Source organism: Limnothrix sp. FACHB-406, assembly GCF_014698235.1.
Lineage (GTDB): Bacteria > Cyanobacteriota > Cyanobacteriia > CACIAM-69d > CACIAM-69d > CACIAM-69d.
Genome location: NZ_JACJSP010000024.1, coordinates 51,327 through 72,580, shown reverse-complemented (window position 1 = coordinate 72,580; position 21,254 = coordinate 51,327). Strand labels below are relative to the sequence as shown.

General features: G+C 54.6%; 16 protein-coding genes. 4 read left to right on the top strand and 12 right to left on the bottom strand.

Annotated elements, in window-relative coordinates; genetic code table 11:
- Positions 1-53: 53 nt before the first annotated feature.
- Positions 54-1,883: a filamentous hemagglutinin N-terminal domain-containing protein gene (locus H6G53_RS17240; RefSeq protein ID WP_370567855.1), complete on the bottom strand. Its 1,830-nt coding sequence runs from the start codon at positions 1,881-1,883 to the stop codon at positions 54-56.
- Here H6G53_RS17240 and H6G53_RS19370 point away from each other — a divergent pair.
- The gene (locus tag H6G53_RS19370; RefSeq protein WP_370567856.1) at positions 1,845-1,982 is read left to right on the top strand and encodes a hypothetical protein; all 138 of its coding nucleotides are present in this window, start codon (positions 1,845-1,847) and stop codon (positions 1,980-1,982) included. The genes H6G53_RS17240 and H6G53_RS19370 overlap by 39 nt on opposite strands.
- Positions 1,983-2,010: 28 nt before the next feature.
- Here the strand turns inward: H6G53_RS19370 and H6G53_RS17235 are convergent, their stop codons facing one another.
- The 6 genes from H6G53_RS17235 to H6G53_RS17210 form a co-directional block, all read right to left on the bottom strand.
- Positions 2,011-5,049, bottom strand: a complete 3,039-nt coding sequence (locus tag H6G53_RS17235; protein ID WP_190535093.1) for a filamentous hemagglutinin N-terminal domain-containing protein — start codon at positions 5,047-5,049, stop codon at positions 2,011-2,013.
- Between the two features lie 121 nt (positions 5,050-5,170).
- Entirely contained in the window at positions 5,171-6,364 is a 1,194-nt protein-coding gene (locus H6G53_RS17230; protein WP_190535091.1) for a DUF1822 family protein, read from the bottom strand.
- A 419-nt stretch (positions 6,365-6,783) separates the two neighbouring features.
- Complete coding sequence (locus H6G53_RS17225; RefSeq protein WP_190535087.1) at positions 6,784-7,545, bottom strand: hypothetical protein; 762 nt, start codon at positions 7,543-7,545, stop codon at positions 6,784-6,786.
- Between the two features lie 89 nt (positions 7,546-7,634).
- Positions 7,635-8,570, bottom strand: coding sequence for an S-layer homology domain-containing protein (locus H6G53_RS17220; protein ID WP_190535084.1), 936 nt, complete (start codon positions 8,568-8,570; stop codon positions 7,635-7,637).
- A gap of 85 nt (positions 8,571-8,655) precedes the next feature.
- Complete coding sequence (gene aroC, locus H6G53_RS17215; protein ID WP_190535081.1) at positions 8,656-9,756, bottom strand: chorismate synthase; 1,101 nt, start codon at positions 9,754-9,756, stop codon at positions 8,656-8,658.
- Positions 9,757-9,974: 218 nt separating this feature from the next.
- Positions 9,975-10,853 (bottom strand): alpha/beta fold hydrolase, encoded by an 879-nt coding sequence (locus H6G53_RS17210; RefSeq protein WP_190535078.1) that lies wholly within the window; start codon positions 10,851-10,853, stop codon positions 9,975-9,977.
- Between the two features lie 192 nt (positions 10,854-11,045).
- Here H6G53_RS17210 and H6G53_RS17205 point away from each other — a divergent pair, with 192 nt between their 5' ends.
- Complete coding sequence (locus H6G53_RS17205; protein ID WP_099535604.1) at positions 11,046-11,561, top strand: 2TM domain-containing protein; 516 nt, start codon at positions 11,046-11,048, stop codon at positions 11,559-11,561.
- Between the two features lie 71 nt (positions 11,562-11,632).
- Here the strand turns inward: H6G53_RS17205 and H6G53_RS17200 are convergent, their stop codons facing one another.
- A complete protein-coding gene (locus tag H6G53_RS17200) occupies positions 11,633-12,472 on the bottom strand; it encodes an ABC transporter ATP-binding protein (RefSeq protein WP_190535075.1) in 840 nt (279 codons plus the stop codon).
- Positions 12,473-12,658: 186 nt separating this feature from the next.
- Positions 12,659-12,838, bottom strand: a complete 180-nt coding sequence (locus tag H6G53_RS17195) for a hypothetical protein (protein ID WP_190535072.1) — start codon at positions 12,836-12,838, stop codon at positions 12,659-12,661.
- A gap of 275 nt (positions 12,839-13,113) precedes the next feature.
- Between H6G53_RS17195 and yvcK the strand changes: the two genes are divergently transcribed.
- Both yvcK and H6G53_RS17185 read left to right on the top strand, forming a co-directional pair.
- Positions 13,114-14,451, top strand: coding sequence for a gluconeogenesis factor YvcK family protein (gene yvcK / locus H6G53_RS17190; protein WP_234406959.1), 1,338 nt, complete (start codon positions 13,114-13,116; stop codon positions 14,449-14,451).
- A gap of 508 nt (positions 14,452-14,959) precedes the next feature.
- Positions 14,960-16,627 carry an iron uptake porin gene (locus H6G53_RS17185; protein ID WP_099533585.1) on the top strand — a complete coding sequence of 556 codons (1,668 nt, stop codon included), beginning with the start codon at positions 14,960-14,962 and terminating at the stop codon, positions 16,625-16,627.
- A gap of 550 nt (positions 16,628-17,177) precedes the next feature.
- Here H6G53_RS17185 and H6G53_RS17180 read toward each other — a convergent pair.
- From H6G53_RS17180 to dapB, 3 genes are all read right to left on the bottom strand, one after another.
- Positions 17,178-18,629, bottom strand: a complete 1,452-nt coding sequence (locus tag H6G53_RS17180; protein ID WP_190535070.1) for a tetratricopeptide repeat protein — start codon at positions 18,627-18,629, stop codon at positions 17,178-17,180.
- Positions 18,630-18,929: 300 nt separating this feature from the next.
- Positions 18,930-19,877, bottom strand: coding sequence for a phosphate ABC transporter permease (locus H6G53_RS17175; RefSeq protein ID WP_199309301.1), 948 nt, complete (start codon positions 19,875-19,877; stop codon positions 18,930-18,932).
- A 99-nt stretch (positions 19,878-19,976) separates the two neighbouring features.
- On the bottom strand, positions 19,977-20,804 hold the full coding sequence (gene dapB, locus H6G53_RS17170) for a 4-hydroxy-tetrahydrodipicolinate reductase (RefSeq protein ID WP_190535068.1): 828 nt from the start codon (positions 20,802-20,804) through the stop codon (positions 19,977-19,979).
- Between the last annotated feature and the right edge of the window lie 450 nt (positions 20,805-21,254).

Here is a 21,254-nt window from a genome sequence, read left to right as displayed (position 1 = left end):
GCTACTAGATAAATTGCGATATTTGCAAGTTGTACTCGGTCGCTATGGCTCAATCAGTCATTGGAGCTATGATTTACTGCCAGAAACTCTTGTTGCCTAGAATATGAAGTTTTGTGTTTAGATTCAACACTTCTGGGATTAAGGATACTAACAGTAGCACTTTGAATTTGTGATCCTCCAACAACTCGGAGGACTTTAGTATAAATTTCAACTGTTCCTGATTCAGAAAACTTGCTGGAATCGAGAACTAACCTGTCACCGCTATGACTAGGATTTACATCGGCATTAGTAGATAAGATCGAATTATCCATTTCGACTAATTCTGTTGCATCAATAATAATCCTCCCATTGTTTGTAGACTTATCCATACTAGGAAGTGGTGATTGCGTGTAACGGTTGGTTGTAAGGGCTGCTCTATTTTTTAAGATTACTTGACTTGATTGGATCCTAATTTCACCAGGATCGCTAGAGTTTGAACTATTTGAAGAGACTAATCTAGCTTCTTCGTCTAATAACGAAAAGAAACCACTCAGTCTAGCTTGTCCTGCAGAACTCATATCTGAAAATGAAGAGGCTTCAATACCACCTCCAGTCATCGATTGAACATTACCAATGTTAATCGGTATAAATTCGCCGCCGATTAATGTTACAGAGTCCAGTGCTGTTATATCAATATTTCCTGCTGTGCCACTCGATAAGGTCAATGAGGAAACAGCCCCAGTATTTATAATTTCAAAGTTTCTAGATTGACTAACTAAATCTCCAGCTTTTCCCGATCCAGCCGTCCCTGAAAACAGACCTGATCGATTGAGTCTCACCATTCCCGTGGCATCAATCAACACATCACCACCCCGCCCCGCGCCGAAAGTGGATGTTAAAATCACCGACCCTTCACTCAAATCAATATTCTCTGCACCCAATACAATTCGGCCAGCATTGCCCGCCCCCAAGCTGACAGAAAACAAACCTCCAGCTACATCACTAGGCGCAAACTGACCAGCTAGTAATTGATTGATGAAACCAGCAAAATCCCGACCACTGGATAAGTTGATTGATCGCTGGGCCGTGAGGCTTAAATCACCACCCCGACCACTGCCCAACGTAATCGTAGAAACCGCCGATCGATCCGTTAGCCCAAACTCACCCGATCGCACCCACAACCCACGACCATCCCCCGTCCCCAACGTGTTCGCCGCCAACAACGCCCCCTGGCCCAGTTGCACCCGATCGCCAATTGCTACCAACTCCCCGCCACCATTGCCGCTGACCTCTAGCCCGCCCCCTTGGAAGGTCAGGTTTGCTCCTGGGGCGATCGGCGTATCCAGCAAGCGGTTGAAATTCACCACCGTTCCCGGCCCCGCCGCCACTGCCCAAATCCGACCCTCCGGCGCGATCGCCCAACCCTGCTCAAATTCCAATGACCCACCAAACAGGCCGATCGCCTGACCCGGTTTAACTTCTAACCCCGTAGGAACTGGGTTAGTTGATCGCGCCTCCACCCGAATTGCTCCCGGCGCAGACCCGTATTGCAACCCCACCGGCACGCTCATCGACAGCAACGGCCGACCCGCCGGATCGTTGACCCCAAAACTCAGCCCATCGGCAAACACCAGGCGATCGGCCGTGCTGGCAAAAAACGATCCGCCCAGATCTAGGCGGGCATTGGGCCCAAACAAAATGCCCGCTGGATTGAGTAGGAAAAGATTGGCTGCCCCATTGGCCCTCAGCGTCCCATCCAGAAGCGATTGCTGGCCGCCAGTCACTCGGGCAAAAATATTAGCCACGTCGGCGGCATTGTTGAAGTGAGCCAGCCCGCCCGTGGGAATCGAAAACTGCTGAAAACTATGAAACAGGTTGCTCCCGGCCCGATCGCCCCCCTCGATCGTCCAGCGGTTTGCCTCCGGTTGCGCCACCTCCGTGGACAGGGAACCATCCGACACCGGATTCGCGATCACTGGGTCACCAGCCAGAACCATCCCTAGCGCCACTCCCCACAGAATTGGTTCAGCCTTACTCATTTGCTCCCTTTGGCCAGCAGCCGTGTCCCTCAATCGGTTGACCCACCACCACTGGAACTGCCCCAGTAGCCACCAGCACCAACCGCCCATCATCCGTCGTTTGCCAGCCTGTTGCCTCCACTGGGGCAGTTGTGATCGGAGGCAAGGAAACCGCCATTGCGGGGCTAGGGGCGATCGGGCGCAAGTCCGCCGTAAAGGGCATGGCTTCCAGGGTGGCCGCCTCGATCGGGGTTGGTGCTTGGCCGGCCCGTCCCAAGGCAAAAAACTCGATCGCCCTTGGATCTGATCGGGGGCCGCAGGGGCTAGTGGGTTTGGGGGGCACACCAACCGCCGTCGGCAGGGCGATCGCCCCTCGGGCCGGGTCGGGGTTCAGCACCTCCAGTTGCACCGTGCCGCTAAATTCTGGCCCCCGCGCCGAGCTAGCCGTAATATCACTGCGATCGGTCAATGCCTCTCGAAAAGCCGTCCCAAACACCCCTTGGGCCCGCAAGTTCACCCGTCCGCCAAAACTATTCACCGAGTTCGCTGAAATATCACTGTTTTCCAGCGCCACCAGCGTGTCCGTGTCGATCACAATGTTGCCGCCGGTTGCTGACTCCTGAGCATTGGTGCTGATCAGCGATCGCTCCCGTAATTCGATCCCTTGGCTATCAATTTGGATACCGCCAAACGCCCCCGATCGCGTTTCCGCCGAGAGATGTGCTCCAGTCATTTGCAACCGGTCAACCGCGAGGCCCATGCGCCCCGCTGCTCCTGTTCCTGCTGACCCCACTGCCAAAGTTGTTCCCGACTGTAAATTAATTTCTCGGGCTTGTATATTTAGGCTCCCACCTTCTCCAGTTGATTCAACATCAGCTCCTACAAAAATGCCACTGAAAGAGCCAAGATTTCGCCCCACAACATTTTCACTAAATAGTTCTTGTCGAACAGAAAATCGGGGATCGAATCCTTCCACTAAAACTTGGTCAGCGCTGATTGTAATGTCACCGGCGTGGCCTGCTTTTGTGGTTGTGGCAATTGCTTGTCCACCATTCAAAAATGATAATCGATCGGCTACAAGATTAATACTGCCAGCATCCTGATTAGTTAACGTTTGGGTATTAATCACTGCTCCATTGGAAACAGTCAATGATTGCGCTTCAACTTGGATTGATCCACCATGTCCAAGGCTGTTTCCTTCTGAAGAACTAATAATCGCACTAGAAGATAAATCGGGGCCAACTCCATCAATTGTCACGTCTCTGGCTACTTGAATGCGAATACTTCCAGCGTTGCCGCCTCCATCTGTTCTCGTAATGATCAATCCACCATGATTGACCAATAGAGACCCTGCGTTAATTTGGATGTTTCCTCCTTCTCCTTTACTAGTTCTTGAAGCAGAGCTGTAGAGTCCACTAGATTGTTGGAAAATTAATTTTTCATTCTTGGAGAATACAATTACTTCGTCCAATTGACTCACACCGGAAATGGTAATTCCATCACTAACATGAATTAACAAATTTCCAGCATTACCAGTTCCACGAGTGGTAGCAGTCATAAACCCCCCATCACGGAGTGTTAATGAGCGAGCTTGGAGATCGATCGTGCCGCCATTTCCTGTAGAGTTTTCTGCGCTTCGACTGTAGATACCACTGGACTCACGATCAACGTCTCCAGCACGGGCATCAACTCGCTCGATTACGACATCCCCCGTAGCACGAATCGTAATGCGTCCTGCATTGCCTTGACCGGCAGTATTAGCTCGAATTGAGCCACCATCTGCCAAGTGAATTGAGTCAACTTGAATATCAATTAAGCCACCGTTGCCCGTGCCAGAGACTTCAGCTAAATTCAAAATACCACTATAAAGAAAGGGGTTTTCACTAACACCTGAAACCGTTAATCGATCACCGATTATTCTTAAGTTCCCGGCATTGCCAACTCCTTCAGTGCCAGTATAAACACGACCGCCATTCAAGAGCTGGACTAATCGAGCCTGAATGGTTGTATTGCCCGCATTTCCCATCGCATCTGGATCAACAGCATTTGAAAAGAAGGTGAGTCCTCCATCAAGGGTAATTGTGTCTGTTGCGCGAGCGCGGATATCTCCACTGATTGGCAAGTTATTAAGAGGTACTTGATCAGCAGTTATTGAGCTATGTTCTACACTATCAACTGATGCGGGCGCACGAACTCCCGCAAAAACTTGAGAACTAGAATTTAGCAAAATGTTGTGGCCGTCAAGTTCCACTGTGCCACCCTGAACAGGATCTCGAACGTCCAAAAGGGCTTTATTTGTTAATAGAATGCTCGATGGTGAAGTAACAGCTTGACCATTGCCGATCGAGCCGGAATTTGTGGCTTGAATAGTAGCAATTGGTGTATTCAACGCTAGGGTTGCATTGGGAGGGCTGGCGATTAGTTGCAGGCGACCACGCGGCGCAATCAACACACCACCATCCAGCTCGATCGCCCCACCAAACAGGCCGATCGCCTGACCCGGTTTAACTTCTAACCCCGTAGGAACTGGGTTAGTTGATCGCGCCTCCACCCGAATTACTCCCGGCGCAGACCCATATTGCAACCCCACCGGCACGCTCATCGACAGCAACGGACGACCCGCCGGATCGTTGACCCCAAAACTCAGCCCATCGGCAAACACCAGGCGATCGGCTGTGCTGGCAAAAAACGATCCGCCCAGATCTAGGCGGGCATTGGGCCCCAACAAAATGCCCGCTGGATTGAGTAGGAAAAGATTAGCTGCCCCATTGGCCCTCAGCGTCCCATCCAGAAGCGATCGCTGGCCGCCAGTCACTCGGGCAAAAATATTAGCCACGTCGGCGGCGTTGTTGAAGTGAGCCAGCCCGCCCGTGGGAATCGAAAACTGCTGAAAGCTATGAAACAGGTTGCTCCCGGCCCGATCGCCCCCCTCGATCGTCCATTGGTTGGGTTCCCGTTGCTGCACCGTGGTTGAAAGTTGACCATCCGGGGCGATCGACTCAGCAACCGCAGCGGTGGCCAAAAAACCTGCCATCAACCCATGGGTTACCATAACCCCCACTCCAACCAGGGAGATGGTGCGGCAGTTTAGCGCTTGTAAACCCCAAATGTGTGCCATGGAAGCCCTGACGAAACCAGACACATTTTATCGAACCCTAGCGAGCGGGCACGAATTACAACGACGGTGCAGTTAAAGTTTCAATAACTTTAAAATCCCCCAGCACCACTTGCGCCATGAAGGTTTCCCCAGGGTTTGCAATGAGATCAATTCTTAGACCTGCGTGGATCTCTGGGGTGGTCTGCTCCAGAGCTTGTCCCAAATGATCCAAAAGCGTGAGTTGCAATTCGTTGGGTAAAAGCATTTCCACGTCCAGATTTCGCAGCTGAATGGTGATGTCCCACAGCCGGAGACTCTCAGGCAAGTTCTCGGGACTGCTTGCTTCTTCCTCGGTGAGTTCATGGTGGCCAATGTCCACACTCAGAAGAATTGGCTTTTCCAAATTCTTGATCACCAGGAGTTTCGCCCCTGTGATTTTTGGTTGTTTTCGGTAACCAACTCTAAAAGAATCTGGCTCTAGGATCTCTTGTAATAAACTGCTTAGGCTCTGCCAACCATGCTCGAATTGATTTTCGAGCCAAGGCATCATGGAAACGGCCGGTTTGGCTCCCGTTGGTTGGACCTCTGGATAGATTTCTGGATCCGGCTCTGGGTTCGTTCTAGGATTAATTGCTGGGTTAATCTCTGGATTGATCTTGGAATCAATTTCTGAGCTGACTACTGGATTGCTAGTTGAAACACGCTGTTGACTAGTTTCAGAATTTACAGCGCGAGTTTCTGCAACCTTTGCATCCCACCACTCCAGGAAATCATCTAAAGATTGGAGTTCTGATAGCCAAATCTGTTCTCGATCGAACAAAGCCGATGTGGGTATAAAACCAATCAAAGTGGCTTCGGGGTGATCGCCTGTCTGCAAATCCAAGCCAATGGCAAAGTAGCCTACTCGATCGGCTTGGGATTCCGGTGCAATCTCCAAGGAATCAGCCCCCGGAAAAACCGGCCGGCATTCTACTCGACCGACTTCCTCGATCGCCAAATCTGCCACATCATCAAATCCTCTAATTACAGGATCCCAGCTCTCGCAATTCTGATGGGAATGGGGAATTTGCAGCCAGTGCAACCAATCGCTGAGGGCTAGGATCGCCAACGTGTTGTGATAGATCACATCACGCTGGTCTGGATGCATTGCGGTCTTGGCAAATTGTTCAGCGGTGGCTCGGTGTTTGGCGCGCAAGGGAATTGTAATTGTTTCGTGAAACTGGTTGACTTCTGTGGTTTGAGAATTGGGTGAAGTGGGGTCAAGGGTCATGATCTATTTGTCCGTCATTGGAGGATTAACCAACTCAATTTTGATTGAAATTCAAGTTTGTTTCGGGTTGATTTCAAGTGATCTTTAATGGCTAATTCTGATTGACAATACCAACTTTGAAAAAACAAAGAACAGGGATGGCAGTCCCCAATTTGAGTTGATCAATATTTGGTCAATCACCAATTAGAAGAAGCAATTGAAAGAGGCAACTAAAAATCTAAGGCCACCTGAATCGAGAATACTGTCTCCTCTTAGAGGGGTTTTGCTAAAGAATGGGTTTGACACTGAAAGAGTGACAAGAATGATAAAAATGAAGAGAGTGGGTGTATTAGGAAATGAATGTCTAGATTTAATGAACCAATTCACGAGGAGATTTTTCTTGAAAAACTGAATTCAAGGAAATCTCTGTGTAAATTAGGCTATTCATCGGGCGGTTGGAGCGACTGCCTAAAGCGCCGAACCGACTCAAAGAACTGGTCTTTATGGCGAGTATAGATGGAGCTGAGTGTATTGGCATTGACGGATAGCTCAATTGCCAATTTCCGCATACTCTTTCCTTGGTTTTTAGCATCAATCAGTTGTTCAAGGCGGATTGATCCGAGAACCACTTTTTGGAGCAACCCATCGGGATCTTGGGCTTTGTAAAGTCGCCAAACTTCCGATGGATCCAGCTCTTCTTGGGCCATGAGTGCTGACCAAGGGTTCATATCGGCGGGTAGCTCACCCTGCTCATCCAGGTTTTCCAGATCTACACCGACTGCAAAGGGTGTGCGCACGCCGGTTAAATCTCGAACAGCATCCTTGAACAAATACTGAAGTTTGTTGTTAAGCCAGGTCATGACTTCACCCCGATCGGGATCGTACTGTTTCTTTTGAATGACTGTGGGTAGCCAATCGAGCAAGCGACAGAATGCCTCGTGATAAAACTCCCCATAACGGGGGTGATCTCGATAAACCTTCTGGGTGCTTAGAGAACGCCGAAGCCGGTTCGATTCACAAACAAGTTTCACCACCTGTTGGATCGCTTTTTTGAACTCTAGACTTTGGGGCGGTAGACTTTGGGCCCGCAGCACCAAGGCCTGGAGGGTTTGATTTAATTGGCGATCGCGATCGGGATCGGGGGATCCTGGCGGTGGAGGCTGAAAGGTGAATCGCACCACAGACGAAGACCTGATAGACATCGATGTTGAGGCCGGCAATCATCTTTCTATCGCAGCGGTCACCAAAATTTGTGCAAAGCGTTGGTGCAAAGCGTTGAAATCAGTTGCGCTTAGTTTACGGCCGGGGAAGCTGGCGGGGCGATCGGGGACGGTGCAGTACTGAGCAAATCCTTGGCGGTGATGCCTTGGCCTTCGGGGCCGAAGTACCAGAGAGCGGCGGCGGCTTCCCCTTGGGTGATCGGTTTTTTAGGTTGCAGAAGGGTGGTGAACCCAAAGACCCGGCGAATGTTGGAGAGTTCGCCGTTCTCGCGATCGGCCGCGATCGCCCGGAGGGTCTGGGCATCTACCTTGGTTGCGTCCAAAAATCCCCAAGCCTTTTGCACGGTTTCCACGGTGGCCGGCGGCAAGGGACGACGCAAATCGAGGGGCACTTTCCACAGCACCATGGTTTCTCGCGTGAGGGGCCCATCGGGGCTGAAGGTGGGGCTGTTGTTGCCGGTTAAGCGACTGGGAATAATGCCCGCTTCGGCTAAGCCTTGGATGGCGGCGAAGTCTGGATCCGTGGTGGGCACATCGGTAAAGAGGGGCTGGCTGGTGGCACTGGCCGATCGCACCTGCCAGGCCGGGCGGTTTTGGAACAGTTGGTTATTGGCGCTCACGAGCCAGCGGGCAAATTGCCGCCGGGTCACGATTTGGTTCGGATCTTGGAGACCCTGAAGGCTGTCGAGTTTGCGCCAATCTTGCCAGTAGGGTTGCAATTCCTGAGAGAGGCTAGCGATCGGGCTGGGTTGAACGGCGGGGCTGGGGCTGGGGGCGATCGGGCTGGCGATCGGGTCAGGAGTCGGAGCGGTCAAGCTCGGACTCGGGCTGGGTTGAACGGCGGGGCTGGGACTCGCTTGCAAGGCCGGGTCGGGCGCGAGGGATTGCTCCAAGGCGCGGCTGGCTGCACCATCGTCGGCACAGCCGCCCAAACCCAAGGGCACTAGGCCGCACAGCAACCCCACCATGCCCGCCATGCCGAATCTCGACTTGGCCGATCCTGACATCCTCAATCTCGACATACCCGATCTCGACTTGGCTGATCTCGACTTGGCTGATCTCGATTTGGCTGATCTCAACGCAATCTCTACGCTATGCCAAATCTTCGAGGGTGTGGCACTGGGCCCGATCGCGCAGCAAATGATCGCAAACCACCAACGCCACCATCGCCTCCACCATCGGCACGGCCCGGGGCAGCACACAGGGATCGTGGCGACCCTTGCCCGCCAGCACCTTGGCTTCCCCGGTTTGATCGACGGTGTTTTGGGCCTTGCGGATCGTGGCCGTGGGCTTGAAGGCAATCCGGATCACGACCGGTTCGCCGTTGCTGATGCCGCCTTGGACTCCGCCCGATCGATTCGTTGTGGTTCGCAGTTTGCCCGCTTCGTCCGTGTAAAACTCGTCGTTGTGTTCGCTGCCCTTCAGCAACGTGCCCGCAAAACCCGACCCCACCTCAAACCCTTTGGTGGCGGGCAGGGACATCACCGCCTTGGCCAGATCGGCTTCCAGGCGATCGAACACGGGCGAACCCAAGCCCATCGGCACATTCCGCACAACGCATTCCACCACGCCGCCGACGGAATCACCCTCATCGCGGATTGATTCAATCAGGGCGATCGCCCGTTCCGCAAAGTCCCCATCGGGCGATCGCAGAATATTGCTTTCTACCTGCTCCGTCGTCACGGTCAGCGGGTCGATCGCCGCTTCCAGATCCTTAATTCGCTTCACGTAGCCGACGATTTCGATGTTGCCAAATTGCCGCAGGATCTTCTTGGCGATCGCTCCGGCGGCCACCCGCCCGATCGTTTCCCGCGCGGACGATCGACCGCCCCCTTGCCAATTACGGAACCCATATTTCGCGTCGTAGGTCGCATCGGCGTGGGACGGGCGATAGGTCTTGGCCATCTCGTCGTAGTCCTGGGGCCGGGTGTCCTTGTTGCGCACCAAAATCGCGATCGGCGTGCCCAGGGTCTTGCCCTCAAACACACCCGAAAGGATTTCGCACTGGTCGGTTTCCTTGCGAGGCGTGGTGATTTTGCTTTGGCCGGGCCGGCGGCGATCGAGTTCCACTTGAATTTCTTCGGCCGTTAGGGGCAACCGGGGCGGGCAACCATCGATCACAACGCCCACCCCACCACCGTGGGACTCGCCAAAGGTGGTGATCCGAAACAGATGTCCAAACGTGTTGCCCATGGTGACTTTGTGTGGTGCGGCGGTGCGATCGGCCTGTGGAGTGGCGCTGATTAGTCGAATTTGTATCCTATCACTCGCCTCCGCGTTCCCAGACTGTGGGCCGGAGAGGATGTCTGAAAAGCCACAACTAGCTGTTGGGCCTCATCGATCGGCACAGACAAGAAGCCCCATCGATCAGCATAGACAAGGGGCTTAAGCCCCTTGCTCCCCCACGACGACTAGCGTTGCTGGAATGAATCGAGTTGCCCAAAACCCTGTTCCTGAAGCCAGTGATCGATATCTGCCAAAACCCGATCGGGAATTTCCCAAGGAAACAGGTGTGCCACGCCGTCATAACAGTGCCACTGGCTGCGGGGTAAGCCGGTGGCGGTTTCCAGGCTGGCGATCGGGGTGATGTGGCGATCGCCCGCTCCGGCCATCACCAGTGCGGGGCAGCGAATTTTGACCAAATCCGCCTGGCGATCGTATCCAGCCTGAAGCGCCTGACGCAGCGATCGGGTGGCCGCCCCTGAGGTTTGCAACACATCCCACACCGCCGATTCAGCCAAGTAGCGATAGGTTTCGGGGGTGTGGCGTTGAATCAGGTAGCGCAGGAGTGATCGCTCGCCAAATTGCCGAATATTCCAAGCCCAACCGGGCCATACCCCATTCAACAGAGCTGCAATCAGGGTGTAGGCCAAGTCCCATCGTTGGCTGGGCATGGGGGCGCTGCGGGGGCGGGCCGCCGTGGCAATCAAAATCAGCCCTTGCACTCGATCGGGATGTCGCAGGGCCAACTCCAGGGCCAAAATTCCCCCCAAAGACCAACCCAAGACAAGAGCTTGGTCAATTTGGAGTCGATCGAGTAGGGCCACCAAATCCGCAATGTGGGCTTCCATGGCAAAGTCACTCCCCGATCGACTGCGGCCATATCCCCGCAAATCCGGCGCGATCGTCCAGAATCGATCGGCCCAATGGCGCGTAAACACTTGCATACTGCGCCCAGAGCCGGGGTGACCATGCAAACACAACAGCGGCAGCCCCCGACCGCGGGTTTCCACATGGAGTGCTTGCGGGATGGCTTGAGGAATTGCTGGGGCCTGTTCAGAAGCAGCCAACGGTTGATCAACCTCATTACCATAGGAACATCGATATTATGATTCGTAGTTCGATGGCCGAGTTAGATCGTCTAGTTCGGTTGAGATCGCCGAGTGAGATTGCTGAAATTTTGGATCGCCGAGTTCATCGCCCGATCGCAGGCGGCCCCGCCTGTTCAATAAACAACGGCCCAGACCAGATATGACCCACCTATGACTAACGCTGATCGATCGCCCTTAGCCAATCCTGATGCACGCGGTTCCGACTCCCGCTTCATCGATGTGCCCACCCGCGATAATTACGATCGGGATGCGGTGCAGGAAATTTTGCAACTCGCGATCGCCCGTCGCCAAGATATTGAGCAATATTCCCGCAGTCAGCTTCTGGAATTGGCCGATGAAATTGGGATCGATCGCACTGATTTGTATGCAGCCGAACAGCGTTGGTTGGCTCAAAATGGGGATCGATCGCAACGCCAACAATTCGTGGCCGCCCAACGGCAGCGCCTCAAGTTAAACCTCGGTAAATTTGGCATCGTCAACGGCTTTTTATTACTGATTGACTTGGTTTCCTCGGGCCATTTGGGCTGGTCGCTCACCTTGGGTTTGGGGTGGGGAATGTTCATTGCCCTGGATGCTTGGAAGTCTTTGCAACCGGATACGGAAGACTTTGAAAAACGGTTCCAAAAATGGCAACTTCAGCAAAAAACCGTGGATGACTGGGATTAAAGCGACTCCCAATTTTGGCTGAATTCTGGCTGAATCTCGGATCAATTAGAGCTACTAAACCTGGGTTTTAACTAGGCGGTGACCACCTGAATAGGCCCCTCGATCGCGCTGTTGAAAAACTGGCGCACATAGGGATTATCAGTGGTGTCAACTTCCTGGATTTTCCCTTGCCAACGAATGCGCCCATCATACAAAAATACCACCCGATCGGCTGTGCGGCGAATGGTGCTGTCCTGGTGGGTCACGACCACATAGGTTGAGCAAAAATTGACCTTTTGGCTTAGTTCCCGCATCAGGTCTTCCACAATTGTGGAGGCGATCGGGTCAAGGCCAGCCGTTGGCTCGTCATAGAGCAACACTTCGGGAATGGGTGTGCCATCGGGAGCAGGATTTTCAATGATGGCGCGGGCAAAACTAACCCGTTTTTTCATGCCGCCCGACAACTCCGCCGGGTAGCGATCGGCAATGGACGGCAACCCCACCCGCTCCAGGGCGCGATCGACCAATTTTTGAATTTCGTGCGGGGGCAACTGACCCGCCTCCAGCAAGGAAAACCCCACATTTTCGCCCACCGTCAGGGAATCAAACAGGGCGGCTTGCTGAAACACCAACTTGATTTCTACCCCCTCCGGTTCGTGGCTGTCGCCCAGCAGGCCTTGGCGGGGTTCTTCTAACAAATAAACCTCGCCTTCGTCGGGTTCCAACAGGCCACTAATCACCCGTAAGATGGTTGATTTTCCCGTGCCGGAGGGGCCAATAATCGCGATCGCCTCGTTGGGATAAATGGCGAAATCCACTCGATCGAGAATTTTGCGATCGCCTAGCGTTTTGCTGACCCCGCGCAGTTCCACCAAGGGGCGATTAAGGGGCAGCGGGTTCGCCGATCCGCCACAAACCAGGGATTGAGACATGGCTGGAATGATTGGGTGATTGCTTGCTGTGATTGCTTGCTGTTTTGGATCCGATCGCGGCAAATTTGGCGGTTGATGGGTTGCGACCAATGGGTTGCGATCGATGGGTTGAACTGGTCTCGCCGCACGAACCAGACCGACTGACCAGCAGCCAGCATTCCCAGCCATGCCAGCCCACCGAGCGGGCTACTCATCCCGGGATCCAATCCGCAACGCGCTATCCTCATGGAAATTACGACGGTTGGAAACGGTTAATTCCGTTGCTCGCCATTTTAGCCCGCCCGTTTGCGGATCCAGGCTGGGTCGATCGGGATTCAGGATTAGCGGCTTAATCACCGGCTTAATCACCGGCTCAATCACCGCCAACAACGGAGATCCATGGGTGTTAAGCCTACGTCCTTAAAGACGTTCTTGAATACGTGCTTGAAGGAGACGGTAGCCATTGGCCAGAACCCGATCCCCCACCAATGGTTTAATTCCCCTGCGTCCCGGTAACTGCTGCCGTTGCCGCCGTTGTGGCCCCAGTGCTTGTTGTTGATTCTGCTTGCCTTGGCTTCGTTTGTCCGTTTTTCCCCACCTTTCCCTTGAAGAATCGACTGTCCTACTCAACCGTTCACTGGCTCAGCAACCTACCGCGAGCCATTTTGCAGCGTCGCGCTCCCAAACGGGTTAACCAATGGGTGAAGTGGCTTGCGCCGGGTTTGTTGGTCAAGCGCTGGCTGCTGACCAGTGCGAGCGGGGCGGTGTTGGTGTGGTTTGGGGCGGCCATTTGGACAAAGCAAACCCCGGTGTTTTACACCACTCAGTTTTTGCAAGAGTTTGTGGGGCGCTTGGCCACCCTAATTCCCAATAATGTTTCTGGGCCGCTGGTGTTGGCGGGGGGGTTGGGGCTGGTGTTGTGGGGACAAACGCGCACCCTGGGAACGATCGCGGAAGTGCTGATGCCCGATGGGGATGAGGAGTTGATCGATCGCCTCTTGACCCATCGGCGGCTGAATCGGGGGCCGCGCATTGTGGCGATCGGGGGTGGCACGGGTCTCTCAACCCTGTTGCGAGGCCTCAAGCAATACAGCGCCAACATCACGGCCATTGTGACGGTGGCGGATGATGGCGGATCTTCAGGACGGCTGCGGCGCGATTTTGGGGTGCTGCCACCGGGGGATATTCGCAATTGCTTGGCGGCCCTGTCGGCGGAAGAGCGGCTGATGACGGCGTTGTTTCAATATCGCTTCACCACCGGCAGCGGGTTGGCGGGCCACAGCTTTGGCAATTTGTTTTTGACGGCCATGAGCGACATCACGGGAGACTTGGAACAGGCGATCGATGCCAGTTCCCAAGTCCTGGCGGTGCAGGGGCGGGTGTTGCCGGCCACGCTGGAGGATGTGGTGCTCTGGGCTGAGCTAACCGATGGCCGTTACGTGGAGGGCGAGTCGAACATCAGCGAGGCCCATGGGCAAATTGCCCGCATTGGTTGCACGCCGTCTAATCCTCGGGCCGTGCCTCGGGCGATCGAGGCGATCGAGTCGGCGGACTACATTATCATTGGCCCCGGCAGCCTCTACACCAGCGTGATCCCCAATCTGTTGGTTCCAGAAATTACTGAGGCGATCGCCCGTTGTCCGGCTCCTCGAATCTATGTGTGCAACGTGATGAGCCAACCGGGAGAAACGGAGGGCTACACCGTTTCGGATCACATCCGGGCGATCGACCAGGCCTGTGGTCACAAATTGTTTGATGCGGTGTTGGTGCAAAAAAATCCCCCATCCCCCAAAACCCTTGATCGCTATGCCCGCGAACATAGCCACCCCATTCAGCTCGATCGGGAAGCGGTGGCGCGTCTGGGTCGCCGGATTGTGATTGCCAACGTCATTGACGAAGATCCCCACACGGGCCTGATTCGCCACCATTCGGGCAAGTTAGCCCGCGTGCTGCTCCGTTGGTTCGATCGCGCTGCTGCCCACAATCTCGAGAATTCTTAGGGCCAATTGCGCCGTTGCCCTGGGGCCAAGATCGCTGATCGGCTGGATCGGGTTGAGCGGCGCGAAGGGGTCGATCGCTTGAAACGGTTCGATCGGCTCCATATCCAATCAAAATTCATGCCCTGGAACCTGCTGCACCTGTCGGCTGGGGACTTGCTGTTACGGGGGTTGTTTTGTAATTTTGAACGCTTGATCCCAGTAATTTCACGTAGAATTTACATCACTCTATTGAGATCTAAAATCAATAATATTTTGTCTTTGTTCTGCCTTAGATCGATCTAGAATTCGCTAGAATGACGATCAAAACTGATTCATCGCCGCTTAATTATCTTTTCATAAATCAGATTGAGAATCATTATCGTTCTGATCAATGCGAAGGGATTTGGCTCTGGGCTGGCGACCTTGGGAGGGCAGTGATTTTGAGGAATTGCTGCCAGCTTTTGATGGTTAAAGGCTGGGGATGAATTCAGTTTGCAATGGACTCAGATTTTTCGTGTGAGGTTTGCATATGTCTCGGTTCCATTGGCGATCGCGCTTAACCCCGATCGCTGCCCTGGCCCTGTTGGCGGCGGCTCCTGCTGCACCGGCCTTGGCCCAATCCGTTAATTCCACTAGCCCTGACTTGGCCAATCCCGACTCGATCGGGGCCGTGGCCGACACCAGCGAGCTGATCAACGACCTCAACCAATACGGCCAAGAGGGACGCAACCGCCGCGCCAGCAGCGCCGATCAGGTCACCTCCGTCTCGCAACTGTCGGACGTGCAACCCACCGATTGGGCCTTCCAAGCCCTGCAATCGCTGGTTGAGCGCTACGGTTGCATTGCCGGTTATCCCGACGGAACCTACAAGGGCAACCGGGCCATGACCCGCTACGAGTTCGCGGCCGGTTTGAATGCTTGCCTCGATCGAATCCAAGAATTGCTCGTGACCAACGTGGCCGACTACGCCACCAAAGCCGATCTAGAAGTCCTGAAGAAATTGCAGGACATGTTCAAGACCGAGCTGGCCGCCCTGCGGGGTCGCGTAGACACCCTGGAAGGTCGGATTTCTTACCTGGAGAAAACCCAATTCTCCACCACCACCAAGTTGACCGGGAACGCCATCCTTGGTTTGCAAGGGGGAACCCTCACGGGCGATGACGACGACAGCAACGCCGAAAACGTCACCTTCAGCAATCGGGTGCGACTGGTGTTCAACACCAGCTTCACGGGCCAAGACACCCTGACCACCCGTTTGGAAACCAACAATGTTCAGAATCCGCTGAACGATGTGACGGGCTTGGGTTCCCTGAGCTACGGCGACGGCAACAGCAACCAAATCAGCCTGACCTATTTGGGCTATCGCTTCCCGATCGGGGAAAAAGTGGAAGCCCTGGTGGGAACCACCGGGTTGGATTTGGATGACATCCACGACACCCACAACCCCTTCCTCTATGGCGATGGTTCCGGGGCCCTGTCGCGATTTGGCGATCGGCCGCCCGTGTTGCGTCAACCGGCCGATGCTGGGGTGGGCTTTGTTTGGAGTCCCAGCGATCAATGGTCGATCGGGGCCGCCTACATGGCCGGCAACGCCGCCAGCCCCAGCGATGGCAGCGGTCTTTTCGGCGGTAGCTACAGCGCCAGCGCCAGCTTGAACTACAAGAGCAGTGACAGCCGCTTCAGCGCCGGCCTGTTCTTTGCCCACAGCTACTACTCCAACGACGATTACCAATACGCCGACGAAGACTTGGGCCTGTTGGGTCGCACCGGCACGCGACGCACAATCAACCCCTTTGGCGACCATTCCGCGATCAGCAACAGTGTTGGCCTGCAAGCTAACTATCTGTTCTCGCCCAAGGTGGGCTTGAACGGTTGGGTTGGTTACACCAAGGCGGAAGATGCCCAAAGCGACGACAGCATCGACGTGCTGAACTGGGCTGTGGGTTTGGTCTTCCCTGACTTGGGCAAAGAAGGCAACCTGGGATCCTTGTTGGTGGGTCAGCCGCCGACGGTGATCAGTGCGGATGGCGTGGAAGAGGATGACGAAACACCGATCCACGTGGAAGCGCTCTACCGCTGGGCCGTGAACGACTTCATTTCGATCACTCCGGGGGTGATTGCGGTGTTCAATGCGGACACGGGCAACGACAACAACACGGCCATCTTGGGCGTGGTGCGCACCGAGTTCAGTTTCTAGGTTCCTGGTGCTCCTGACCCAAAATCAGGGTTTGAACGATCAATTGGGGCGAATGGTTCGATCGTTAAACTTGAGCACAAAACTTGAGCACAAACCGGATGATGACCCGAATTACAGGGGAGAAGCGATTTAGGTGATTGGTGTTGTGGAAACTGCTGAAATCGGCTGAAGCCGGATCAATGGCGGTTGCTAAATATCCAGTGGCTCGATCGACTCACGACCCGTGATTTTGTCCAAATTCCCAATCATTCATGGAATCATCGCTGCCCAATTCTTGAATGATTTTTTCGTTCTTTTATCCTCACCTTTTTGACGAACTGTGATCGGGCGATCGCAGTTTTTTTGTTGAAAACCTCAGTCATAGTAATAAGGGGATTAAGCCCCTTGCTGTCTAACGATCTGGTAACAGCAACAGCTAGTAGGGTGGGCAGTGCCCACCTCATAATTGCTTTATGGCATCTGTAATATGACGTACCAATCGTTCTAGGTAAAGGCTGTAACTACAAATAATAATTCTGGCTAAGGGATTAATCATTCCAACGACCAGGCGCTACGATCGCCCGTTTTGGTAGAAGCTAGCCAGCTTGTTCGCGAGGGCCATTTTTTGGCTGGTGCAGTCCGTTTCGCGCATTCGACGGCGCAGCAGTTCCGTGGCGCTATACATCAGGGCTTGGGCTTGGTCTGCATTACCCAGGGCCCGATACGTGTCGATCGCCCCTTGGGCCGCTTCTAAATACCAATCTGGATGGCGATCGGGCGTGAGGAAATTGAGGGCTTGCTCAAAACAGAGCCGCGCCTCTTGCAAGTAGGGGAAGGCATCGGAGTGGCGCTGGCCTTCATCCACATGGGCCCGACCCTTGTGATAGTGCAAAATGCCGCAACCGAGGGCATAGTCTGGGGCTTGGCGATCGAGGGAGTCGATGCCCTGATTCCAGTTTTTGAGGGCGGCCGCATAGCCGTGGAGCCGCCAAAGGACACAGCCCCGATTTGCCCAGGATTTCCAGTGACTGTTTTGGGTGAGTGCCAAGGCGCGATCGAACGCGGTCACGGCCTCGCCTAATTGCCCCAGACTGTCCAAGGTGAGGCCACAGTTATTCCACACATCGGGATTATTCGGATCGCTGGCCAAAGACTGGTGAAAGGCTTCCAGGGCTTCCTGGTGGGCCTGTTGGCTATCGAGGGCAATGCCTAGGTTATTCCAAGCTTCGGCATATTGAGGATCCAGGTCGATCGCCCGTTGATAGGCCTCGCGGGCTTCCTGGGTGCGGCCCAAATCTTCGAGCAAGTTGCCACGATAGTTCCAGGCTTCCTTGCAATGGGGATCGATCGAAAGGGTGCGTTCAAAGGACTCCAGGGCTTGGGCCCGTTGACCGAGCTTTTTCTGAAGCATTCCCCGGGCGAACCAGGCCGTGCTGGCGGTGGGTTGCAACTCCAAAGCCCGTTCATAGGCGGCGGCGGCCTCGCCCCAGCGGTCTAGGGTTTGCAGCAACCGCCCACAATCGAGCCAGGCATTGACAACGTTGGGATCAATGGCCAGGATGTGGCGATAGGCGGCGAGGGCTTCCTCGTGACGCTCCATGGCAGCGAGGGCATGGCCATAGTTCCCCCAAAGATCCATTTGGTGCGGAATTTGTTGCAGGAGTGCCTCCAGTTCCGGGAGAGCTTCGGCATAGGCCTTGGCTCCCACTAGGGCGATCGCCCGGCCGTGGCGAGCAACGGTTAAGTCAGATTGGATATCGAGGGCCCGTTCAAAGGCTTCGATCGCCCCAGGATAATTGCTGGCTTCGAGCTGCTGAAGCCCCAGATCCAACCACTGCTGCAACAACCAGTCCGCAGAATGCTCGGGCATGACGGTTACTTCGCTAACCATCTCCTCTGGGGGCACTGGGGGCAACCAATCCGCTCCCCCAATTGCCCCGGGCGCAAGATGTGGCGGCCCAAATAGGGTCACCCCGGGCGACGATGCACCATTAAACGGATCGGAAAAGGATAGGGGTTCCACAGGCTGATCGACGAGCTAACGCGCGATAGGGATCCAAAAGACGGAATTCAGCGAGGTTAGGCGATCGAGCGGTTTCGGGTGACAAGGGGCGATCGGGGATCGTTAGGGTCAGTCAAGCACGCTCATGTTGACATCAGGAATACCAAGCTCAACCCATTCCGTCAATTCCCTAGCCGACAAATTGACCCAACTGTCAGCAGTTCCTGGGATTTAGCGAGCATTCTGGGCAGTAGGGTCTGTTTTGATCGACTTTGATCGACGGTTGGGGCTTTTTTGTGTTGTTGGGGCCGTTTTCAGGTTCTATTGGCGGCGACGGGGGCGATCGCGGCGATCGTCCTCAAAGTTCTCGAAATCGTTGTTCTCAAAGTCATCTTCAAGATCATCAAACCGCCCGCGCCCCTCGGAGGCATCACGCCGATCATAACGGGCCAGGGCCCGATCGCGCGGATCCGGGCGGCGGGCTAAGCCGGTCTCCTGGCTTGGGGCCGGACGGCTGGGCCGACGCGATCGACGATTTGGCGGTGGGTCGCTCAGCTCCCGGCTCACCTCCTCAAAGGCTTCCCGTTGCAACAGGGGATAGTCACTGATCCAAACTTGGCGATCAGGGATATAAAAATCAGCCACTTGGGCCACTCGTCCCAAATCGGGGCGATCGGACAAAATCAGGGTTTGGGCCCGCATTCCCGGCTTAATGCCCTTGTGCTCGCGACGCAGCGGAGCCTGCAAACGGGTTTCAAATCCCGTCTCATCGCCCACTTCCAAGTTGAGGCAACGCTCCCGGTTTTCCACAATCACCAACTCGCCCTGGCGGTTCACCGTTTCCTCTTGACCCACCAGTTCTTCGGTCACGTAAACATCCAGAATTTCACCTTCCCAAAAACCGCAATAGCCGAATTTGCGCACTTTGCCATTGCGGAGGCTGGCCCAATAGATGGGGGCCCAAAACCAATAGAGCGCTGCCGCAAAGCCCAGCACAAACCAAATGGGGCCCGTCGCATCGCCCGTGGCTAGGCTGCCCAACCAGGTCACCACCATGCCCACCACGGAAATGGCTAGGCGGCGAATGAAGTCCGCCGGCCGCCCCCAATAGAATTGGTATTGCGGATAGGTGGCGATCGAGGGAATTAGGCGATCGAAAGCGTCACGGGTCAGCGGAACCAGCATAGGTTGTTCGGAGGCGGTTCTGAGGAAGTTTCTGAGGAAGTCACTGAGGCGAGTGGACAAGGTTAAGCCATCGGAGGGCAACACCAGTCGCCCTCACAAGGGGCTGAAGCCCCTTGCTGCCTAGTGATCAGGTAACGGCAACGGCCATTGGCCTTGACCGATCGACATCAGGTTGTCGCGCTGCTACAGCAGTTTTTCAAGACCATAAACCAAGCACTTCAGGTCAATCAGCTTCCGAATTGTCAGCAACACACCGGGCATATAACAGGCCCGATCGCTCGTGTCGTGGCGCAGCGTGTAGATTTGGCCCGGCGCACCAAAGATCACCTCCTGGTGAGCAATGAGACCCGGCAAGCGAACGCTGTGAACATTGATATTGTCGCCGGCCAAGCTGCCCCGCGCACCGGGAATCAATTCCTTTTCTTCCACCTGTGCCGGATTGAAGGTTTTGCCCAATCCAGACATCAGTTGCACCGTTTGCAGGGCCGTGCCGCTGGGTGCGTCGGCCTTTTGGTTGTGGTGCAGCTCAATGATTTCCACATGATCGAAATATTGGGAGGCTTGAACCGCAGCCTGCTGAAGCAACACCATCCCGATCGAGAAGTTGGGGATGATGGCGCAACCGGTGCTGGCCTTGTCGGCAAATTCTGCCAACTCGTGCACCTGTTGCTCACTCAGCCCCGTTGTGCCGATCGCGGGTCGAATGCCATAGGCGATCGCCGATCGCGCATTTTCATAAACCGAACTGGGGTGCGTGAAATCCACCATCACGCCCAACTGTCGCTCTTGGGCCGCCATGGCCAAAGTCGCCTCTAGCTGATCCAAAATCGGCACTTCCAAGGGGCCGCAGCCGACCACTTCGCCCACATCCTGGCCCACTAGCTCCGGCGCGCGATCGACCGCCCCAATGAGGGTCATATCGGGCGCAGCCGCCACCGCCTTCACCACCTCACGGCCCATCTTGCCAGCCGCACCAACCACCACTACTGGAATTGGGGAATTTTGAGTCATGCCCATTCACCGCCGCGTTAAAGACAAACAGAATCAGTCAACCAAATCAAGCCAACCAAGACCAACAACCTAAAACAAATGGGCAACCTAAAACAAACTCCTGCCATAAACCAACCCCTGAAAATTTGTCAGCCCCCGAAAATCAGCCAGCAAAGACCGGCAAGCCACCCCGAACCCGCCCAAAACTGCCGCCCGGGCCAGGGCCAATGTTCACGCTTCGCTCACAGTCGATCGAGTATTTTCAAAGCACCGTATTAATTGCTACCTGGCTGACTTTGGGGTCTGAAGATGCTGTGGAGCGCTCTTTGCGTTGCAATTTGGTCATATTAGACCCGAAAATATCTATTTCTTCGCAAGAATAGCGACTAGGGGCAAGCATAATCAGCCAAACCATAACCGTGATTATGCGGAAAATGATCCAAGAATGCTTCCTCGCCAGAAGCTGGGTCA

What these genes read in the sequence shown, in the direction of transcription:
- H6G53_RS19370 (WP_370567856.1), top strand. Translation starts at nt 1,845, where the DNA reads ATGAAACAGGTTGCTCCCGGCCCGATCGCCCCCCTCGATCGTCCAGCG.
- H6G53_RS17235 (WP_190535093.1), bottom strand. Translation starts at nt 5,049, where the DNA reads ATGGTAACCCATGGGTTGATGGCAGGTTTTTTGGCCACCGCTGCGGTT.
- H6G53_RS17230 (WP_190535091.1), bottom strand. Translation starts at nt 6,364, where the DNA reads ATGACCCTTGACCCCACTTCACCCAATTCTCAAACCACAGAAGTCAAC.
- H6G53_RS17225 (WP_190535087.1), bottom strand. Translation starts at nt 7,545, where the DNA reads ATGTCTATCAGGTCTTCGTCTGTGGTGCGATTCACCTTTCAGCCTCCA.
- H6G53_RS17220 (WP_190535084.1), bottom strand. Translation starts at nt 8,570, where the DNA reads ATGTCAGGATCGGCCAAGTCGAGATTCGGCATGGCGGGCATGGTGGGG.
- aroC (WP_190535081.1), bottom strand. Translation starts at nt 9,756, where the DNA reads ATGGGCAACACGTTTGGACATCTGTTTCGGATCACCACCTTTGGCGAG.
- H6G53_RS17205 (WP_099535604.1), top strand. Translation starts at nt 11,046, where the DNA reads ATGACTAACGCTGATCGATCGCCCTTAGCCAATCCTGATGCACGCGGT.
- H6G53_RS17200 (WP_190535075.1), bottom strand. Translation starts at nt 12,472, where the DNA reads ATGTCTCAATCCCTGGTTTGTGGCGGATCGGCGAACCCGCTGCCCCTT.
- H6G53_RS17185 (WP_099533585.1), top strand. Translation starts at nt 14,960, where the DNA reads ATGTCTCGGTTCCATTGGCGATCGCGCTTAACCCCGATCGCTGCCCTG.
- dapB (WP_190535068.1), bottom strand. Translation starts at nt 20,804, where the DNA reads ATGACTCAAAATTCCCCAATTCCAGTAGTGGTGGTTGGTGCGGCTGGC.